This is a genomic window from Pseudomonas sp. NMI760_13 (assembly GCF_021283245.1).
In the GTDB taxonomy this organism is placed as follows: domain Bacteria; phylum Pseudomonadota; class Gammaproteobacteria; order Pseudomonadales; family Pseudomonadaceae; genus Aquipseudomonas; species Aquipseudomonas peradeniyensis.
Genome location: NZ_JAJSRC010000050.1, coordinates 1 through 21,033 on the forward strand (window position 1 = coordinate 1; position 21,033 = coordinate 21,033).

A 21,033-nucleotide genomic window follows, 5' to 3' on the forward strand; every position below is an offset into this window, starting at 1 on the left:
GCAGCCTGCGACACCCATGTCGAGCGCATCGCCCTCAACTCCCGCGAACTTGATTCAGGTAACTTCGAATTCGGCTCTCCCTTCGAGGCCGTCTACCCCGCAGAGATTCTCGCCATCCTGAACCTGCGGCGATCACTGAAGCTGGCCAATCCCTTCATCGATCACCCATTAATGACAACCCCCTATGCGGCGCTCACCTGCCCGCCGGGCACCCGACTTGATAGGGATGAGTTGCTGGAACGCTTTCTGATCGCTGTCTGCAAGTACAACCCGGAAGCCATGCCAGAGGGGCTCTACGAAGCAGCACTACAGAAACCGTCATTAGGTTGACCCCAGCAATCATCCCATACGTCCACGGAGCACTGGTCAGCCACTCGGAGAACATCCTCTATGAGAAAGTCACCCAGCACACGCCTCGCGAAAAGCCTAGCCAATATCAAGATCTGGGCAGGTGGTGGTCTTATCGCCGATTTGGACACCATAGAATATTATACAAACAAGAACGAGCGCTTGGTGGTTGCCTGCGACGAAATATTCCTACTTGGAAAGAATGAGATAGGTGCCAGCCTACAATCCGCACCAGATCAGTCACATCTCGAACAAACTAATAAACTAGCAGCCGGAATACGTAAAATACTGATAGCTGACAGCATGATTATTCGAACCCTGTTGAATTCTAATTCGACAGGGATCGACGATCTGGACAACGTAACACATATTATGTTTTGTGCCCTTGCGACGGGACAATTTGCGATTATTGAGCCATTCCACCGGGCAGTATTCGCCGGCATTAACGGTGGGTATGGAATTGAGGACGGGCATAACCTACCTCTAGGAACCACGCTACGTTACGCCGCCTTCGGTCTAGCAATCATTGGCGACTGGCTGGGCAAACCACTGGACCTCGACAAGCATGCCCTGCCCCGTGACCCGGCCTGGGGTCAACTAGTCGCCCATTGGCGCGAGCCCGATCCAGAGAAACTGCTACCCATCCTGATGGCAGCCTGCGACACCCATGTCGAGCGCATCGCCCTCAACTCCCGCGAACTTGATTCAGGTAACTTCGAATTCGGCTCTCCCTTCGAAGCCGTCTACCCTGCAGAGATTCTCGCCATCCTCAATCTGCGACGATCACTGGGCCTGAGCAATCCCTTCATTGATCACCCACTGATGACAACCCCATACGCGAAGCTCACCTGCCCGCCAGGCACCCGGCTTGAAAAAGACGAGTTGCTGGAGCGCTTTATGGCTGCAGTCTGCAAATACGATCCACAAGCCATGCCGGAAGGACTTTACCAAGCCGTCATGCAAACAACCGAGGAGCCTTGAGCCATGGCCCGACACGGCGCGATTCGCAAGGGTGACCGTCACAGCGGTGGCGGTAGGATGATCGAGGGCCGCGGTGTACTGATCGATGGTGTGCCGCAGTGTGTGCTTGGCGATCGCGCAGCCTGCCCGCTGCACGGTGGTGAGTTCGCGCTGGTATCCAGCGCTGACAACACCGTGCTGTTCAACGACATCCCCATGGTGTTCGAACCTGCACAGCTGGCGTGTGGCTGTAGCGTTTTGTCTTCCTGTAGGCCGGGTAATGCCAGAGCGTAAGCCAACCTGGGGAGGTTGGCTGGCAGCGCCGACGCCATCGCGGGGCAAGCCCGCTCCCACGCTGGTATGTGCAGCACTGGGAGCTGTAGAGCGCCGGCAACGCCAGTGGCGTCATAGCGTAAGCCAACCTGGGGAGGTTGGCTGGCAGTGCCGACGCCATCGCGGGGCAAGCCCGCTCCCACGCTGGTGTGTGCAGCGCTGGAAGCTGTAGAGCGCCGGCACCGCCAGTGGCGGCATGTTTACCCCATGAACAGCCGGTACGCCGGATTCTCCGTCTCGTCCCAGTACTGATAGCCCATCTCGTCCAGCGCCTGTGGCAACCCGGCCAGTTCGTCGTCCGGCACCTCCAGCCCGGCGAACACCCGCGCCTGTGCCGCGCCATGGTTGCGGTAGTGGAACAGGCTGATGTTCCAGCGCTTGCCCAGGCGCTCGAGGAAGCCCAGCAGCGCCCCCGGACGCTCGGGGAACTCGAAGCGCAGTACCCGCTCGCTGGCGCCCGGCGCCGCGTGGCCGCCGACGGTGTGGCGCACGTGCAGCTTGGCCAGTTCATTGTCGGTCAGGTCGAGCACCTGGTAGCCCTGCTCGTGCAGGCTGGTTAGCAGTTGCTCCCGTGGGTCGTGCTGGGGGTGGGTCTGCACGCCGACGAACAGGCGCGCCTCCTTGCCCGGGTAGTAGCGGTAGTTGAACTCGGTGATCTGGCGCTTGCCCAGGGCCAGGCAGAAGGCGCGGAAGCTGCCGGGGCGCTCGGGGATGGTCACGGCGATGATCGCCTCGCGCTGCTCGCCCAGCTCGGCGCGCTCGGCGACATGGCGCAGGCGGTCGAAGTTGACGTTGGCGCCGGAGTCGATGGCCACCAAGGCCTGGCCCTGCAGGCCCTCGCGGGCCACGTAGCGCTTGATGCCGGCCACGGCCAGGGCGCCGGAAGGCTCGGTGATCGAACGGGTGTCGTCGTAGATGTCCTTGATCGCCGCGCACAACTCGTCGCTGCTGACCGTCACCACCTCGTCGACGAAGTGGCGGCACAGCTCGAAGCAGTGCGCGCCGATCTGCGCCACCGCCACGCCGTCGGCGAAGGTGCCGACCTGCGGCAGGATCACCCGCTCGCCGGCGGCCATGGCGGCCTGCAGGCAGTTGGAGTCCTCCGGCTCGACGCCGATCACCTTGACCTCGGGGCGCAGGTACTTGACGTAGGCGGCGATGCCGGCGATCAGGCCGCCGCCGCCGACCGGGACGAAGATCGCATGCAGCGGGCCGGGGTGTTGGCGAAGGATCTCCATGGCCACGGTGCCCTGCCCGGCGATGACGTCGGGGTCGTCGAACGGCGGCACGAAGGTCGCCCCGTCGCGATCGGCCAGTTGCAGGGCATGGGCCAGGGCGTGGGGGAAGCTTTCGCCGTGCAGCACCACATGGCCCCCCCGTGAACGCACGCCTTCGACCTTGAGCGAGGGAGTGGTGGTGGGCATGACGATGGTGGTCTTGATGCCCAGGTGCGAGCCGGCCAGGGCCACGCCCTGGGCGTGGTTGCCGGCCGACGCGGTGATGACGCCGCGTTCGCGCTGGGCGCAAGTCAGGCGCGACAGCCGGGTGTAGGCGCCGCGGATCTTGAAGGAGAACGTCGGTTGCAGGTCTTCGCGCTTGAGCAGGACCTGGTTGCCCAGGCTGACCGACAGGACCGGCGCCGCTTGCAAGGGGGTTTCGATGGCCAGGTCGTACACCGGGGCCGAGAGAATCCGGCGCACTTGCTCGGACAGCAGTTGCTGGGGCGTTGCCGGGGTACGCAGGGTGGCGCTGAGGCTGGTCATCGATGACTCCTGGTTTTTTTGTAGTGCCCAGGAGTCAGAGAGAAGAAACCCGCCTCCAGGGCGGGTTCAGTGCATGTGTGCGCTAGCCCGCCAAACTGATAATGGCGGTAATAATGCTGAGGGCGCGACGCTGCGGGAATAGGTTCATGGGGTGGGAAGCTAGCGTGGGGGACAGGCGCAAGTCAAGGACTTCAGCTTTGGCTCAAGCGTGTTGGTTTGAGTGTTTGTATGCGCATTTATTGGCGAGGGTGATCATCAAGGCGGGCCTGGAGATGGCCGGGCTGCCGGTGGGCGAGCCACGGCGGCGGGTGTTCGGGCTGGATGCCCAAGGCCGCGACCAGATGAAGACGCTGCTCGACGCCTTGCGTCAGGGCTAGTGTCCTGTCTCGGAAATAAGCTGTTCACTTTTGGCGGCGACTTGGATGCCCGGCCGGCGTTGCCACTCCTCGCCATAGCCCTGCTATGACTCGTCGCGGCGCCTTGGCCGGACACCCAAGCCACTCGCCAAAAGAGAACGTATTCCCGAGACAGGACACTAGCATCAGCGACGTGCCTGTGGGCGTTCGCTCCCACAGGCCATCTGCACGCTTGAGAACTCAACCCCGAACCCGGAGAATGTACCGACCCAAACGACCAGAAGCCATGGAAAAGGACCTTTCCAGTGAACCAGAAACAACGCGACGCCCTCAGCAAATTCCTCAGCTACGTACTGCGCCATGCCCCCGAATCCATCGACCTGTCCCTGAACCGCGACGGTTGGGCCGATGTCGACGCGCTGATCCACGGCGCCGGCCGGCAAGGCCATGCCTTCGACCTGCACGCCCTGCGCAAAGTGGTCGAGACCAATGACAAGCGCCGTTTCACCCTCTCCGACGATGGCCGCCGCATCCGCGCCGCCCAGGGCCACAGCAGCGCCCAGGTCGAAGTGCGCCACGTCGCCAAGACGCCACCCGCCCTGCTCTACCACGGCACCGCCAGCCGCTTCCTGGCGTCCATCGAAGCCCAGGGCCTGATCCCCGGCAGCCGCCACCATGTGCACCTGAGCGAGGACCCGCAGACCGCGCTGGCGGTGGGCAAGCGATATGGTCAGGCGGTGCTGCTCACGGTCGATACCCAGGCCATGTGCGCAGCAGGAACGGTGTTCTATCAAGCCGACAACGGTGTCTGGCTGGTAGACCAGGTGCCACCGGCCCATCTGTCACGCCAAGCCCTGTAGGAGAATGTGCAAAGCCTGGGACTAATGCGCCATCCCCAACTCCGCATCATCCATCAGCGCCTTGGCCAAGGCACTGAGGTAATGCGCCGCCCAGACCATCCGCGGGTCTTCGTCCATCACCCTGACCAAGGTCAGGTGACGCACATAGTCCATCGCAGCAATTTCCAGTGTTAACCTGGCCCTGTCCTTGCCCCTTCGTCCTCCGGCGAGATGAACATCAACAACCCTTCAGTGCTTCATATGCACACCAGATGCAATCGCGAACTTGCTCTGCGCCAAGATAGTAATCTGGATCGCTCTGAAGCAAACGCTCACTCTTCGTAAAAGCATCAAGATCGCCGAACAGCTTATCCAGCACGCCATAGGCCTCCTCTAAAAGAGGGGACTGCTCGCGTTTGAAACGCTCAAAATATAATTCGGAGAATTTCTCAATCGAATATTCTCCGTCCAAACACCCCTTGATCAGGGCCATATAAGGCAATATTGCCTCATCCATCTTCATCACCATAAACAAAGGGGTTCGACAGACTTAATCCATCACCGTTTCGCAAGGCAGGATTACCGCTGTGAAAGCGGGCGTGCTGCGCCCCAACTTCCCGTCCTCAGCACTGTGGGTGCCCATCAGCCAGCACCTCCCGTACCATGTGCAACCAACCAGAATAATCCAGACCCTCTGAATCTGGCGCAAAGAAGCAACCTATCTCCTGTACCACGAGATGTTCAAGCGCTTCCTCAGAGAAATTGAAGCCCAGCACCTCATCAATCTCTCGCACGCCGGCTATATGCATTTCCCTTGGTTCACCCACAAGCATATTGCGCAACGCTTCAGCGCTGTCGAAATATTCTTCTGGCCAGTCCTGATGAAAGTAACAGCCCAGCAAGTGAGAGAGCATGGGGAGCTTCATAAACACCTTAACTCAAAGAGGTGAAAGACGGGCCAAAAAGAGGACAGCTTTATTTCTTGCACTCATTTTTGACACATCCGCTTCCAACGCTCGACTACATCAGCACTTTCTTAGCACCAGACTTCGCAGCCGTCTTGATCATGCAACAGCATACATTAGAATAGAGCAAACAAACCTGCCCCTTCTCCTTTTCTCCGTTGCGACTCAAACACCGGAATTCAAGAATCGCTCTATCATGCCCCTATCGACTTCCCTGAACAAAATTTCAAGCTTATGTTCGCGCCCCTCCCCCCAATTAAGAGTTGCATCTCGCAAAACTTCTAAATAGACCCTCAACTCACTTTCCGGTAAAGCAGGCACCCCCTCATGAGCGATGATCACTTTTCGACAGGGAATCCACTCAAGATCTGTCAAACAATCATACAACGCATTCCAGTTAAACCCAAAATATCCAGGAAACCAAAGTCCATAATAAAGCGCCCTCAGCAATTCGGCTGACAACGCTATTCCGGGTTCTATACGCACATAGAAAGCTTCGACTGTATCGTAGGCCCTATGACTATCGAAGAACACAAACGGTGCTTGCTTATCTGAGTTCATTTTTTAGTCGCAATAGCCAACCTCACTCAAAAAGCCTCTTACCAACAGTCGGTCAGATTCATTTTTTGCGGCCTTATCCAGAACAGGAGTCAGATAGTAGAGCAGCAACTTCCTATCAGAAGTGCTTGCTGGAAGGTTGTCCCTGACACACTCAATAAATGTCTTTACTGACATAAACGAGGAAAACACCTCGTACCCTCTCGCACTGGAAAACGGTATCCTCTTAAAATAGTAGCTAGCCAATCGCCTTTGATCGGATCGTTTCCAAGAGCGGTGAGGAATCAACAACAGCGCCTCACCGTATTCCATGGATTCTAACGGATAGGTCCTCATTAGCCATTCAGCAGCCTGCTCTGAGCTCAGTGCTGCAAGGTGTTGACACAGCTGCTTATGCTGTTCATTCATAATACCACCTACCTTGGCTTAAACAAATCCTGCGGCAAACCCGAGTTCCCACTCAACGTAGCAGGAGGCTGATAATGGCCAGAATTGTTAGTCCATTGGGTTATTGTCCCTCGAACTGGCCCATCATTATTACCAAAACGTATAGAACCTGCATACCTTACCTCTCCTCCGCCACTCAAACCAAGATGGGTTGAGAAGTCCTGATTCGCATTTGGCCTGGTAACACGGACGCTTCCATCTGGCATAGTCACAAAATCGTATGCACCTGATGGTGTTAACCGTTTTCCGCTTTCAGTCTGCAGCCAGTAACGACCAGACTCATCTTGTACAAGTGTCCTTACCGGTCGCTGTGCGATAGCAACATCCTTGGGGCGCAGGTTAACCAGTGTACCTCGCTCAGTAAGATTCGGAACGGTTCCAGCTCCTGCGGTACCTTCAATCCGCTTCTCAGCGTCAACCAAACCTGCAAGATTTCCTCCGGCCTTCGGCTTCAAACCAGCTTCAGTTTCAAGGTACAGCTTGCCATCAGTAGCCAGGACCTCGACATTGCCTGTCTTGGTGTTGATGACGCGCCGATATCCTTCTGGTAATCCCGCTGTATGAGCAAAGCCCGCACCTGCTGACGCCCCCTCACGATAGCCTGCCGGCAAAGCAGCTGTCCCGGTTGCAGGCTTTATCTCCCCCCCTCCGACACGACCAGCCTTGGTTTGAACCATGCGCTCGATCGCCGCCTGAACCCTCGGAGAATCCAGCACGCCCCCCGAAACACCTGGCGGACGCAGTCCATTGATGCGTTGCCCGATAGGCAACATGGCAATCATGTTGAGCATCGGCGCCCATTGCCCGGAGACATCCGCCAGTTTTTCGAGGCTCAGTACCGCGCGTTCGGTCAACAGCTCCTTGAACTCAGTACAGGTCGGCGTCAGGCAGTTGAGTTTCTCCAGGTCCGCCAAGCCGGAGGCGATCTGCCCCATCAGGTCCCGGGCGCGGACCACGCCTCCGGTTTCCTTGGCCCACTCGAAGTTCTCCTCGCTCTTGAGCTTGTGCTCGTTGGCGACCCACAGCTTTTTCTGGCACCCCTCGTCAAGACCACAGATGTTCATGTCGTCCACGAAGTCCGGCATGTCGTTGTGGCTGAGGTTGTTGTATTGCGTGGCATTGCCTGCCACCCAACTGCCGGCCTGAAGACTGCCGGCATTGCCGCCATCAACCGCTGCCGCCGCCACCACGCCCAGCAACTGCGAAGACATCAGCATCAGGTAGTCGCGCTGCTTCGGATTCATCGCCGTCGCCATGCGTCGCAACTGATTGGCGAACGCTTCGTTTACCCCCGCTGCCATGGCTCCGACGGCGAAGTCGCTGCCCGACGCTTCGGCGATAAAGCCGCCGACCAGGGCATGCAGGGCGATCTTCTCCGGGCTGCCGGTCTTGAGGTTGAGGTTGCCAACCTGATCGAAGGACACCGCCGCCAAGGAGTTGTAGATCGTCGACTGGAGTATGCCCGCGAGCGTGACATCGCGTCCGAAGGCCTTGGCGACCAAGGCGGCCGATGTGTTGTTGATCAGTTGCTGTCCGGCAAAGTGACCAATGGCCTCCATCGAGCCGAGGTCGACAACCGTCTTGCCATTGACCTGCTTGGTCATGGTCATGTCGCCAAGGTAATGATCGGCTATGCCCGCCGTGATCGTGGCGATCGCGGCGTTGGTCAGGCCGTCCTTGCTGGCGACAGCCTTCAGGCCTGCGCCAAGGTCTCCCTTGTTGTTGATCGTGCCGACCGCACCGGTAGTGGCCAGGCTCGCAGCACCGGCCAACTGCATACCGGACAAGCCCGCACCCGCAGGTCCGAGCATCACCGTCATCAGGATGGCGATCACCATCTGCGCTGCCGGACCAAGGCCAGAGTTGGCGTATTTGAAGCTTGTGTGCACCTCCTGGACCTGGCGCCAATCGACGCCGCCTTGCGCCTCCAGCTCCTTCAGCCAAGCCAGCTTGGGATCGGCGTTGACCATTGCATCAATGGACTCGCGCACCGTCTGCTGATTGACCTGACGTACATCGGCACGAATGCTGCCCACGGCAGAGATCGCGACGTCGCCCGTGGCCACCAGTTCGCTCTGACGCAAGGTTTCGTCGGTGCGCCCCTTGCCCTTCATGCTGAACCAGCCAGCGTCTGACTTGCTCTTCTCGTGACTCTCCTGATGCAGGTCCTTGACCCCTTCGAAGGTGATGTCACCCCCGCTTTCCAGGGTCAGGTCGGCGCCGCTGGTGAGCTTGGCCACCTGGTAGCGTTGGTCGCCATCACTGACGAGGGTCAGGTCGCCACCACTGGTGATCTCGCTGCCGACATGACGCACGTCGGTGACTTCATCGCGCCTGGTCTTCTTGCTGCCGAAGCTGCCTTTGCTCTTTTTCTGGTACAGCGAGTAATCGCTGTCGGTCTCGGCCAGCAGTTCGAGCTGGTCACCGGCGTAGAGGAAGGCCTCGTCGCCCGCGCTGACGCGGCTGGAGATAAGCTTGAGGTCCTCGCCTGCCGTGAGCGAGACATCGCCGCCGGCCTTGAGGTCGGTCGTCACCTGGCGGACATGGTCCTCCTGGCGCGTGACTTTTTTGCTCTTGGCGTAGAAGTGCTCCTCGTTGGCCGCGGAGGCCAGGGTCAGGTCGTTGAGGGCATCGACGGTGATGTTGCGCTTGGCCTCCAGTTCGCTGCCGACGGCGGTGAAGTCGTGGCCGGCGAACATGCCCAGGTCGCGGCCCGCGGTAACCTGCGAGCCGAACTGGGTGATGCTCTCGCTGCTCTGGCGCCCGTTGCGGTACTGGGTGCTCTGCTCGGCCGAGCCGATCAGCAGGTCACGGCCCGTGCGGATCTCCAGGTCGCGGCCGGCCTGCAGCACACCGCCGACGTTGACCATGTCGCGGCCGGTGGACATCGACAGGTCGTTGCTCGCCTCGATGCGCGCGGCGCTGTCCAGGGTCGCCCAGGTGGTGTAGCGGCCCTGCGCCTGCGACTGGGTGCGCTCGTTGACCACGTCGCCCAGCAAGGTGGAGAGGTTGACGTCACGCCCTTTGATGATGCCGCCAGCACCGTTGTACAGGGTGTTGCCCGCCAGCAGGTCGACCCGCCCACCGGCTTCGATCAGCCCGGTGTTGACCAGGTTCTCGCCCGCGCTGGCCGACAGGTTGTTGCTGGCACGCACGGTACCGGGGTTGATCAGGTCGGTGCCGGCGATCAGGGTCACGTCCCGGCCTTCGATCAGGGCGCCGTTGGGTCCCAGCCGGTCATTGGCGTTGGCCAGGTACAACACCGGCACCAGCACTTTCTCACCCATCACCTGGTGCTCTTCGAGCCAGACGATGTCCTGGGTCAGTGCCGCCACCTGCGCCGCCGTCAGGCTGACCCCGACGGACAGGCTCAATTGCTGCTTGCTGGCCAGCGCGTTGTCCATCAGGTGGCGATACAGCGCCTCGTCGGAGGTCTGCCCGTCGATGTAGCGCTTGCCGGTGCGGGCCGTGACCGCCTGCTGGATCAGGCGCTGCTCGTAGAAACCGTCGCCCAGGCGTTTCCAGCTCTTGTCCGGGTCGTAGCCGAGGTTGCCGAGCAGGTAATCCGAACTCATGAACTGCTTGAGGTTGGTCAGCACCGGGTCGGTTTCGATCAGGTACTTGTGCGGCTGGGCGCCGGTCGTGGCGGCGGGTACGCCCTGCACACGGGGGATGCTCAGCGGGTTGATCGCGCTGGCCCGGCTGGAAACGCCGGCGGCCACGCTCGGGCTGACGGCCGCGACCGTCGGCAGTACCGGAGCCGGTTGCGTGATCGTGGCGCCACCGCCCGATCCGCTGGCCAGGCGCGGCGCCTCCACTTGTACAGGGGTGGCCTGGTGGCCTGCGCCCAGTTCGCTGCGGCCTGGCAGCGCCTGCGGCCCCTGCCCCGCCGCGATCGCCTCGACCCTGACGGTGTCGATCCGCGTATCCAGGTCGATGCCCTGGCGCTGGCGCTCGCCCAGTTGACGCTCGCTGGCACTACTCGGCGCCAGCGCCGCGATATCGACAGCGCGCCCCTGCATCTGCGGCAGCGGTTGCTGGCGCTGTTGCAGGTCGATGCTGGCGCCGCCCAGCGTCCAGCTGGCGGGGGCCGGATTAGCCACCGACACGCTGGCCTGGCTGGCGGCCTGGCTGCTCAGGCGGAACAGGCCATTGCCGCTGGTGGGCAGGCTGAAGCCGGGCAGATCCAGCGGGTTGACCTGGCGCTGGGCCAGGTCAGGCGGCAATTGCCGGTTCGGCGCCACCACCGTGCGGGTGAAGGTGGCGGCCGTGCGCGTGTCCAGCGTGCGCCCGGCGTTGGCGCCCGGCGCGTTCCAGGCTTGCTCGACTCCGTTGCTCAACCGCGTGGCGGCTGTGATCGAGACATTGCCACCGGCCTGGATGATTGCCGGCAGGTAGGTCTGGGCATCCCCAGCAATGATCTTTTCGCCAAAGACGTTGGCACCCTTGACCGCAGCGGGCGCTTCGGCACGAACACCCTGAGCGTACAGCGAAGGGGCACGGTAGTTCCTGTTGTAGTAATCGCTGCCCCTCCACGACTGCACGGCAACCGAGCCGAAGTTGAGCCAGTTGGACTGCTCGCGGGGTGGCCCACAGCACCTGAAGCTGTGAGGCAGCAGCCGCGAAGCCTGGCCATCGGCATTCAGGAACCAGAAGTCGTAGGCGTACTGGGCATCGTTGTACCGGTTGTACGCATACATTTCGACCGTATTGACCGACGCATCCAGGTACTTGAAGCTGGTGAAGTTCCCGACTGCGCTACCTTGGTTCTCGAAGGTATCGACCACGATGCTGATGTTGCCGCTGGCCGCCACCTGCGAGTTGCTGTTGGTGAACCGACTGCCACTGATATGCAGATCCTTCCCCGAGGTAATGCTGGCCGCCACGGCATCGGCACCTGTAGGCGCAGATGTGCGAATTTGCTCGACCAGGACGTAATGGGAAGGATCGGACCTGGTGATGCCCAGCCTTGGCGACGTGCAGCTGTAGCAACGAATCCCCAGCGCCGAGGAAATGACCTCACGGTTCACGTTGAAGTTGTTGCGCTCGTTGACCACCTGCGCCGCATTCAGGCTGAAGTTGCCCAGGCTCTGCATCTGCCCCGACAGGTTGCGGATCAGCGTCGCCCGGCTGCCCGGCAGCAGGCCGCCGATGGCGATGTCGCCGATGCCGTACAGGTCCGCCAGGGTGTTGTTCAAGCTGTCCGTGGCCACCTGCATGGCAGCGCCCGAGAAGATCAGCCCACCGCCCTGGTTGGTGATGCCGCTGGCAGTCAGCTGCAGGCCCCCCGAGCCTGCCAGCGTGCCGCTGTTGAGCAACTGCCCGGCGTTGATCTTCAGCATCTGCCCGGCCGTGACGCGGCCCAGGTTGCCCAGTGCCGCAAGGCTGCCCGCGCCGCCCAGGGTCACATTCCCGGCGCCGGCGAGCGTGCCGCTGCTGGCCAGGTCGATGCTGCCCGCATCCAGCGACAGGGCCCCCAGGCTGGTCGCGCGACCGCCCGCGGCGTAACGGCCAGACAACGCCAGCGCCAGGCTGCCGTTGCTGGCGATCAGGCCATCGTTGCTCCAGTTGGTGCCCGTGCCCACCAGGCTTTCGCTTGCCAGCAACTGACCGCTGCCGGTCTGCACCAGCTCACCGACATTGACCGTCAGGCGCGCCGCCTGGATCACGCTGCTGTTGGTCCAGCTCGCGGCGTTCAGGGTCAGGCCGCCAAGGGTGACGATTTCGCCGCCGGCCCCGCCGAGGTTGGCCAGGCCGATATCGAACGTGCCGGCCCCACCATGCACCAGGCGCCCCCCGGCATTGAGGAAGCCCGCCGACTGCAGGCTCAGGTCCTGGTTGGCGATTTCCAGCACGCCGCCACGGTTGTCCAGCGCCCCCGTCAACTGCAGGCGCGTGCCGCCGGCACTGCCCAGGGTACGCAGCTGGCCGCCCTGGTTGTTCAGGCCGGCTGCGCTCAGGCCCAGGCGGCTATCGCTCTCGATGATGCCGCCCGTGTTGAGGAGGCTGCCACGCAACCCGAACTCCACGGACTGGCCGGCGATCTGGCCATTGCCGCCGTTGTCCAGGTCGATGGCGTCGATGCCCAGTTGCCCCAGGGCAAACAGGCCGCCACCGCGGTTGTTCAGGTTGGCGGTGCGTACGTCCAGGGCGCCGGCCTGGGCGGCCAGGCGGCCACTGCTGTTGTCCAGCCCGCCGAGGGCGATCAGCTTGAGCTGGCGCGCCTGGATGATACCGTTCTGGGCATTGCCCAGCAGGCCACCGACCTTGGCATCGAGCAATCCTTGCAGGCTGGCGAGCACTCCGCCACGGTTGTCGACGCTGTCAGCCTCGAGCAGCAGGTTGCCGCCCTGCGCGATCAGCTTGCCGCCCTGGTTGTCCAGCGCGCCGAGGCTGGTGAGGGTGACGGCGCTCCTGGCCTGGGCGGCGCCGGCTTGGTTGCTCACACGTGCGGCGTGCACCACGAGGCTGCCGTCATCGGCGTGGATCAGGCCGTCACGGTCGTTGAGCATGGCGCCCGAGAGGTCCAGCTGGACGTTGCCATTGGCGGCCAGCGTGCCCTTGTCACTATTGTCGAGGCTGGCCCCTGCCAGGCGCAGGCCGGCCTGGCTGACCAGTTGTCCTCCCTGGTTGAGCACTACGGCGGTGCCCCTCACCTGCAAGCCCGCGCCGCTAAGCAGCTTGCCCTGGACGTTGCTCAGCTGGCCGGCGAGGTCCAGGGTCAGGGTGTCCAGCCCGACCAACGTGCCACCTGAGTTGTCCAGGCCGGCGGCGCGCAGGCTGAACGCCGCCCCGCTGTCGATCCGACCGCCCTGGCGGTTGTCCAGGGTGCCGTTTCCAAGGTCCAGGTGCTGCGCCGCGGCGCTGGCCAGGAACCCGCCACGGTTGTCGAGGCTGGCCGCCTTGACCCGGAGCATGCCCTGGCTGACCAGTGCGCCGCCCCGGCTGTTGTCCAGCGCTGCGCCGAGGGTGATCGTCAGGTCGCCCTCCCGGCTGGAGAGCGTGCCGCCGTTGCGATTGTCCAGGCTGCTGGCGGTCAGCTCCAGGCCTTGGCTGCCGGACACCAGGCCGCCCTGGTTGAGCAGCCGGTCGGCGTCCAGCGTCAGGCGCCCGGTACTGATCAGCCGCCCGGCGCCGTTGTCGAGGGTGCGCGCGCCCAGGCTGAAGCCCTGGGCGCTGGAAATTTCGCCCTGGCGATTGTCGAGGTCGCGCAGGTTGGCCAGGGTCAACGGGCCTTTGCCATAAATCAGCCCCGCACGGTTGTCGAGATCACCGGCCAGGCCCTCGAACAGCAAGGCCAGGCTGCCCTCGCTCAACAGGCGCCCACCTTGCTGGCTGAGGCGGGTGACCTGCACCTGTAGCGCGCCCTTGGCGGAAATCTCGCCGGCATCGTTGCGCAACTGGCCGGTAGTCAACACCAGGCTGTCCTTGCTGCTGATCAGGCCCTTGGCGCTGTTGTCGACCTGGCCGGCCTGCAGTGTCAGGCGTTGCTCGGTCAGCACCTGGCCGCCCTCGTTGTCCAGGTTGGCGGCGTTCAGCTCGAGCAGCTGGCGGGCGTTCACCAGGCCGCCGGCCTGGTTGCCGAGCAGGCCGGCGACGTCCAGGCGCAGGCCCCCCCGGCTGTTGATGTGGCCGCCGGCATTGGCCAGGCTCGCCGCCTTGAGCGCCACGCCTGCGGCGGCGATCTGCCCCTTGAGGTTGAGCAAGGCGCGCTCCACCACCAGGCTCAGGCCCTGCTGGCCGAGCAGCTTGCCGTTGCCGTTGTCCAACTCGGTCGCCGCCAGGCTGAAGGCGCTGGCGCTGGAGATTTCACCGCCCCGGTTGTCGACACGCGCCAGGCGTTTGAGCAGTAACTGACCCGGCGTGTTGATCAACCCCTGCTGGTTATCCAGCTCGCCGTGGTCGAGGTCCAGTTCGATGCGCTGCGCGCTGTACAGGGTGCCGCCCTGCTGACGCAGGCTGGTGACGTTGGCGACCAGGGCCTGCTGGCTGGTGATGCGGCCGCCGCTGTTGTCCACTCGGGCCGCGTCGAGATTCAGGCTGGCGCCACTGGTCAGGCGCCCGCCCTCCTGGTTGTCGAGATTGCCGGTGGTGATGCGCAGCGCATCCTTGGCACTGACCGTGCCGGCCCGGTTGTCGAGGCTGGCGCCGGCCAGGTCGAGACGCCCGTTGGCAATCACCTGGCCGCCACGGTTGGCTACCGCCCCCTGGCTTTCGAGCCACAAGTCGCCGGCGCTGGACAGCAGGCCAGCGTTGTTACCCAGCAGGGCGCCGACCAGGCGCAGCCCACCTTCGCTGGTGATGCGTCCCTGGTCGTTGAGCAGGTCGCCCTCGACCTCCAGGTCCTGGCCGGTGTCACCACGCAACTCGCCGCCGCGGTTGTCCAGGCTGGCGCCACGCAGGTGGACACTGCCGGCGCCGATCAGGCCTTTCTGGTTGAGGGTCACCCGCTGTTCGAGCGTCAACAGGCCCTTGGCCAGCAGCAGGCCCGCGGCGCTGTTGTCCAGGCGCTGCCCGATAAGCGTGACGCTGCCCTTGCCGTTGATCTCGCCGCCGCGGTTGTCCAGGGTGGCGGCCTTGAGTACCAGGGCACCCGTGGCCCCCAGCAGCCCCGCCGCGCGGTTGTCGACCTGGTCGGCGTCCAAGGCCAGCGCCCCCTCGGCCTGGACCTTGCCTTGCCGGTTGTCCAGCGCCCCCAGGCGTGCCTGCAAGTCACCCTTGGCCGACAGCTTGCCCTCGGCATTGAGCACGGTGGCGGCGCCCAGGCCGAGATCGCCATCGGCCTGCACGGTGCCACCTTGGTTATCCAACGCTGCGCCGACCTGAAGCTGCAAACCGCCAAGACTGCCCAGCAATCCGCCGTGGTTGTTCAAGCCGGCGGCACTGAGCTCAAGCCCTCGGGCACTGACCTGGCCGCGCAGGTTGTCGAGCTGGCGGGCGATGCGCACGGTCAGGCGCTCGCCGCCCAGCAGTTTGCCGTCGGTGTTGTCCAGGCTGTCGGCAAGCAACGTGTAGGCCTGCAGGCTGGAAATCTCGCCACGCTGGTTGACCACCTCGCCGAGGTTGCGCAGCACCAGCGAGCCGGGCCCGCGAATCAGGCCGCCGCTGTTGTCCAATCGGCCGTGGTTCAGGTTCAGCTCCAGCCCCTGCAGGCTGAACAGCTCCCCGCCCTGCTGGTCGAGGCCGCTGATACTGGCTGTGAAGGTGCGCGCGGAAATGCTGCCGGTGGCCTGGTTGCCGACCTGCCCAGCCGTGAGCTGCAGACGCTCGCCGCTGCGTACGACACCCGCCTGGCCATTGTCCAGGGTGCCGGTGTCGAGGTTCAGGTTGGCTTCAGCGGTGAGTCGACCGCCGTTGCCGTTGTCGACGCTGGCACTGGCCAGCACCAGGCTGGCGTCAGTCTCGATGCGGCCGCCCTGGTTGTGCAGCCCCTGCGCGACGGTGGCGCGCAGGTCGCCCTTGGCCGAAAGCGTACCTTGCTGGTTGAGCAGGGACGCGCCATCGAGGTTCAGGCTGCCATCGCTGTACAGCCGCCCCGTGCGGTTGTCGAGCAGCGCCGCACTCGGACCCTGGCCACTGGCGGACTGGCCAAGCTGCAGATGCTGGCCCGCGCCGACAGTCCCGCCCCGGTTATCCAGCTGTGCCATGCGCAACTCGACCTGCTGACCGAACAGCAAACCCTTGCTCTGGTTGATCAAGCGGTCCAGCACCAGCGCCAGGTGCGTGCCCGCCAGCACCTTGCCGCCTTCGCTGTTGTCCAGCCGTTCGCCCGCGATGTCGACCCGCGCCAGGCTGGCCAGCCGGCCGCCACGGTTGTCGCTGCTGGCAACCTGCAGGTCGAGCCCCGCGTTGCCGGAGACCAGCCCCCCACCGCTGTTGTCGAGCGCATCACCGCGCAGGGTCAGGCGCCCTTCGGCGACGAATTCGCCGCCTTGCTGACGCAACTGGCGGATATCCGCGCTCACCTCGCCGCGGCCGGCCATGCGGCCCTTGCCATTGTCCACCTCGGCCGCGTCCAGGCGCAGCAACGCACCGGCGGTGAGCAGGCCCTCGCGGTTGTCCAGGTAGCGACCGGCGAACGCCAGGCCCTCCTTGCCACGCAACAGGCCCTTGCGGTTGTCGAGGCTGTCGACGGTCGATTGCAGCTGGCGGTCGGCATGCAGGGTACCCTGCTGGTTATCGACACTGGTGCCGCGCAACGTCAGCAGATCGGCGCCGCTGACCAGGCCGGTGTGGTTGTCCAGGCGCCCGAACGCCAGGTCGATCAACCCCTTGGCACGGATCTGCCCACCCTCGCCGTTGTTCAGCAAGGCGCCCGTGCCGACCCGTAACGCGCCATCGCTGGTCAGGCTGCCACGGCCGCTGTTGTCCAGGCTGCCGGCCTCGACCCGCAGGTCCTGGCCGGTGCTGAGGACCCCGGCACGGTTGTCCAGGGCCCCGGTGATGTTCACGTGGGTAGCCACATCGCCGAGGATCTCACCCCCTCGGTTATCCAGGGACGCGGCACGCACCTGGGTCAGGCCACCGCTGGATACTTCGCCCTCGCCGTTGTCCACGGCGCCGGCGACGTCCAGGGCCAGGTCCTGCTCGGCACCCAGGGTCCCGCCATGGTTGGCCAGGCTGGCGGCACGCAGCTCCAGGCTGGTCGCCGAGACCAGGCCATGGGCGTTGGCCAGGGCGTGCTCCACCAGCACCTTCAGCGCCTGGTCGCTGTGCAGCGTGCCGTTGCCATTGTCGAGGCTGTGGGCGGCCAGGGTGAATCCCCTGGCGCTGGATATCTCGCCGCCACGGTTGTCGACGCCGGCCAGTTGCCGAAGCACCAACTGCCCAGGGGTATGGATCAGGCCGCCGCGGTTGTCCAATGCGCCGAGCGACAGGTCGAGCGTCAGGTCGCCATCGCTGACCAGTTGCCCGCCCGCCTGCTGGTCCAGGCGCCCCAGTTCGGCCAGCAGCCCCTTGTGGCTGGCGATCCGGCCGCCCTGGCTGTTGTCCAGCTCTTTTGCCTTCAACACCAGAAGGTCACCGCTGCGCAGTTGACCAGCCTGGCGGTTGACAAGCACCTCGCTGGTGATTGTCACGGCCCCTGTGCTTTCGAGCAGGCCGGCATCGCCGTTATCCAGGCGCTGGCCCGTGAACACCAGGCGCCCGGCGCCCTTGATCTGCCCGGCCCGGTTGTCCAGCGCCTGCAGCTCGAGGTCGATATCGCCTGTAGCCAGGAGCTTGCCAGTGTGGTTGTCCAGGCCCGCGCCGCCGAGCGAGAGCGCGCCACCGGCGCTGATCAGCCCTGCGCGATTGAGCAGTTCGGCGTCGATGCGCGCGGTCAGTCCGGCATTGCTGACCAGTTCTGCGGCAGTGTTGTCCAGACGGCTTGCATGAACATCCAGCGCCTGCGCGGCAATGCGCCCACGGGCGTTGTCCAGGGCCTGGGCGATACGCAGGATAAGCACCTGCTCGGAGAGCAGCTTGCCGTCCTGGTTGTCGAGGCTGTCGGCAGTCAGGCTGAAGCCCTGCTGGCTGGAGACCTCACCCCGGCGGTTGCCAACCGTGGCCAGGTTGCGCAGCAGCAAGGCGCCCGGGCTCTGCAGCGTGCCGCCTTCGTTGTTCCAGTGGCCACGGGAGAGGTCCAGGGTCAGGCCCTGGGCGGCACTGATGCGCCCCTGGCGATTGTCCAACCCGGTGCTGGTCAGCAGCAGGCTGCCGTTGCCGGCGATCTGCCCCTCCAGGTTGACCAGGCTGCCGGCCTGTAGCACGAAGGCCTGCTCGGCCAGCAACCGGCCACGGCTGTTGTCCAGCTGGCCGGCGACTGTCAGTTGCAGGCCGCCGCGCGCCTGCACGGTGCCGTCCTGGCTGAGCAGGGTCGCGGCGCTCAGGGTCAACTGGTGGCCAGCGATCAGGCCGGCGGTGTTGGCCAGTTGCCCGGCAATCTGCACCCGCAGGTCGTTGCCGCCGAGCAGCTTGCCGGCGCTGTTGTCCAGTTGCCGCGCCACCAGCGCATAGGCCTGGCCGGCGGAGATCTCGCCGCCGCGGTTGTCGACGGTCCCCAGGCGTTGCAGGGTCAGTTGGCCCGGGGTGGTGAGCAGGCCGCCGTCGCTGTTGTCCAGGTGGCCGTCGGCCATGTCCAGGGTCAGCGCCTTGGCGCCGTGCAGCTGGCCTGCGCCACGCTGGTCGAGCTGGCCAACGCGCGCCGTGGCCTGGCCATCGCTGGCGATGCGCCCGGCATTGCGGTTGTCGACGCTGGCGGCCTGCAGTTGCAGGTCCTGCCCGGCGGCCAGGGCGCCGGCGCGGTTGTCCAGGCGCCCGGCGACGGTGATGTCCAATGCCTGCCCGGCGCTCAGCCGGCCGCTTTGGTTGTCCAGCTGGTTGGCGCCCAGCGTGTTGCGCTGCGCCGACAGCTCGCCGCCGCGGTTGTCCAGGGTCTGCGCGGTGACGCGTTGGGCCTGCCCGGCGCTGATCAGGCCGTTCTGGTTGCCCAGGGTCTGTGTCGCCTGCACGGTCTGGTCGCGCCCCGCCAGCACCCTGCTCTGGGCGCTGTTGTCCAGGGCGGTGCTGGTGATCCGGCTGTCCTGCCCGGCACTGAGGGTACCGCTGCGGTTATCCAGCTGCCCTTGTACCGCGAGGTCCAGGTCGCGGCTGGCGACAATGCTCTTGCCACTGTTGAGCAACTGCCCGCTGGCGATGCTCACGTCACCCTGGGCGTTGCGGCTGCCATCGGCGCTCACGCCGGCCTCGATCACGCCGAGGTTGGTCAAGATACCGGTGGCTTGCAGGTTGATCTGGTTACCGGCGGTAATAACCTGGCGCGATGCCAGGTCGGCACTGCTGCGCACCTCGACCTGGCTGACGCCATGCACCGGCCCTTGCAGGTCGACGCCGGCGGCCTGCAGCTTGACCGCGCCGCTGGCGCTGGCCTGGGCCAGGCTCAGCTGACCATTGGCGTCCAGGCGGATATCGCCGCCACTGGCCGCCACGTCCCCGGCCAGGCGCACACCGACGCCCGCCTCGGTACCTACCAGGCGAATGGCGCCGGCGTACATGCCACCCAGGGCGCTGGAGTCGATGGCCAGGGCCGGCGCATCGGCCGCGTTGCCAGCGCGCGGTGTCGTGGCCAGGGTCTGGGCGTCGACATCGTTGCGCCCGGTGATGACGTTCAGTTCACGGGCGCGCAACTGCGCGTTCAGGCGTGCCGAGCGGGTAATGATGTCGAAGCGTTCGACGTTGTCGGCATTCAACCCCGCCCCTTCCAGGGCCACGCTGCCGCCATCCACCTGATAGCCACTGATCGCGCCACGGCCGTCGAGCACCGGCTTGCCGGTGCTCAGGGTCACCTGTGGCGTGTTGATGAAGCCACAGCCATCACAGGTGATGCCGTGAGGGTTGGCGACGATGACCTTGGCCGCATGCCCGGCCACTTCGGTATAGCCGCGCAGCTGGCTGGCGTTGGCGCCGTTGACTTCGTTGAGGATGACATTGGCCGCCGCCCCTTGCAGGTTCGGGTTGCCGACGATGATCCCGCCCAGCTGGGTGGCCTGGGTGCGCTCGGTGGCGTTGTTGAGGATCAGCCCCTGCTGGCCGACGTTGTAGTCACTGAACTGGTTGTGCGACAGCCCGCTGCCGTTGGGCGCGGCGATGTTGATGATCGGCACGCCGTTGCCCGCCTGGCCGAGGCTGGTGCCTGGTCCGCTGACCACCACGCCTTCGGCTGCCTGCGCCCACAGCGGCTGCCAGAACATGGCGTTGGCCAGCAGGAAGGCCAGGCCACGCTTGGGCAGCCCGCAAAAGCGCTCACGGGGCTGAATTTCGGCCGAGCGTTGGCGGGCCAGGAAGGCAAACAGGCGAACGTCCATGTCAGGTCTCGTGAATCAGGCGGTCAGATGAAGAAATCCAGGCGGAAATACACCGGGCGTTCCTTGTCGGTCAGCACGTCGGGGCGTTCCAGGCTGTGGGCGAAGGTCACGCTGGCGGCCATGTGCTGGCCACGGGCGAACAACTCCAGCGAATGGCTGCTGGCACGGCCGTGGTACTCGCCGTTGTAGCGATCGTTGCGGATCACACCGAGGTCGTAGCCCAGGCCCAGACCGTACTCGGCCACCAGCGGCTGCAGCAGCGGCCAGTTCACCGGGCGGGTCCAGCGCAGGTCGTTGCGCCAGTAGCCACCGCTGTCGCCGGACAACGACTGGTCCTTCAGCCCGCGCACCGACGACAGCCCGCCAAGGCTGATGCGCTGCGGGCTGAACAGCACGTCCTCGCTGCGCTGGCCGGTGGCCAGGCTGCTGAAGCTCAGGCGCTCGCCGAAGAGCTGGAAACCCTGCACATAGCTGAGCGTGGCGCTGTACTTGCGGTAGCGCGCCACCGGCTGGCCCGGGCGTGGATGGCCATTGTCCTGGGCATCGAAGGCGCCGATGCCCTCCTGGGTGCCCAGGTCGAGGTTGACGAAGGCATTGCCCAGGCGCCGGCCATGGTTGAT

Annotated in this window: 10 protein-coding genes and 2 pseudogenes; 5 read left to right on the plus strand and 7 right to left on the minus strand. The window is 64.4% G+C overall.

Translation table 11 applies throughout. The features are described from left to right. The 3 genes and pseudogenes from LU671_RS28420 to LU671_RS28430 form a co-directional block, all read left to right on the plus strand. Positions 1-330: pseudogene (locus LU671_RS28420) on the plus strand (hypothetical protein); the annotation flags it as partial. 60 nt (positions 331-390) lie between these two features. Beyond that, on the plus strand, positions 391-1,329 hold the full coding sequence (locus tag LU671_RS28425; RefSeq protein WP_232857745.1) for a hypothetical protein: 939 nt from the start codon (positions 391-393) through the stop codon (positions 1,327-1,329). 3 nt (positions 1,330-1,332) lie between these two features. Then, on the plus strand, positions 1,333-1,602 hold the full coding sequence (locus tag LU671_RS28430; RefSeq protein ID WP_232857746.1) for a PAAR domain-containing protein: 270 nt from the start codon (positions 1,333-1,335) through the stop codon (positions 1,600-1,602). Between the two features lie 239 nt (positions 1,603-1,841). Here LU671_RS28430 and ilvA read toward each other — a convergent pair whose 3' ends face one another. After that, positions 1,842-3,404, minus strand: coding sequence for a threonine ammonia-lyase, biosynthetic (ilvA, locus tag LU671_RS28435; protein ID WP_232857747.1), 1,563 nt, complete (start codon positions 3,402-3,404; stop codon positions 1,842-1,844). A 248-nt stretch (positions 3,405-3,652) separates the two neighbouring features. On the opposite strand from ilvA, the gene LU671_RS29505 reads away from it, so the two are divergent. Together LU671_RS29505 and LU671_RS28440 are read left to right on the plus strand one after the other, a co-directional pair. Continuing rightward, positions 3,653-3,781 (plus strand): hypothetical protein, encoded by a 129-nt coding sequence (locus tag LU671_RS29505; RefSeq protein WP_269806852.1) that lies wholly within the window; start codon positions 3,653-3,655, stop codon positions 3,779-3,781. 284 nt (positions 3,782-4,065) lie between these two features. Beyond that, a complete protein-coding gene (locus LU671_RS28440) occupies positions 4,066-4,620 on the plus strand; it encodes an RNA 2'-phosphotransferase (protein WP_232857748.1) in 555 nt (184 codons plus the stop codon). A gap of 21 nt (positions 4,621-4,641) precedes the next feature. Here LU671_RS28440 and LU671_RS28445 read toward each other — a convergent pair. The 6 genes and pseudogenes from LU671_RS28445 to LU671_RS28470 form a co-directional block, all read right to left on the minus strand. Further along, positions 4,642-4,773: pseudogene (locus tag LU671_RS28445) on the minus strand (DUF3077 domain-containing protein); the annotation flags it as partial. A gap of 64 nt (positions 4,774-4,837) precedes the next feature. After that, on the minus strand, positions 4,838-5,116 hold the full coding sequence (locus LU671_RS28450) for a colicin immunity domain-containing protein (protein WP_232857749.1): 279 nt from the start codon (positions 5,114-5,116) through the stop codon (positions 4,838-4,840). 106 nt (positions 5,117-5,222) lie between these two features. Next, positions 5,223-5,525, minus strand: coding sequence for a contact-dependent growth inhibition system immunity protein (locus LU671_RS28455; protein ID WP_232857750.1), 303 nt, complete (start codon positions 5,523-5,525; stop codon positions 5,223-5,225). 204 nt (positions 5,526-5,729) lie between these two features. Beyond that, entirely contained in the window at positions 5,730-6,125 is a 396-nt protein-coding gene (locus LU671_RS28460; protein WP_232857751.1) for a barstar family protein, read from the minus strand. A 413-nt stretch (positions 6,126-6,538) separates the two neighbouring features. After that, positions 6,539-20,413, minus strand: coding sequence for a two-partner secretion domain-containing protein (locus LU671_RS28465; RefSeq protein WP_232857752.1), 13,875 nt, complete (start codon positions 20,411-20,413; stop codon positions 6,539-6,541). A 23-nt stretch (positions 20,414-20,436) separates the two neighbouring features. Beyond that, a partial coding sequence (locus tag LU671_RS28470; RefSeq protein ID WP_232857753.1) for a ShlB/FhaC/HecB family hemolysin secretion/activation protein occupies positions 20,437-21,033 on the minus strand: 597 nt, incomplete at its 5' end.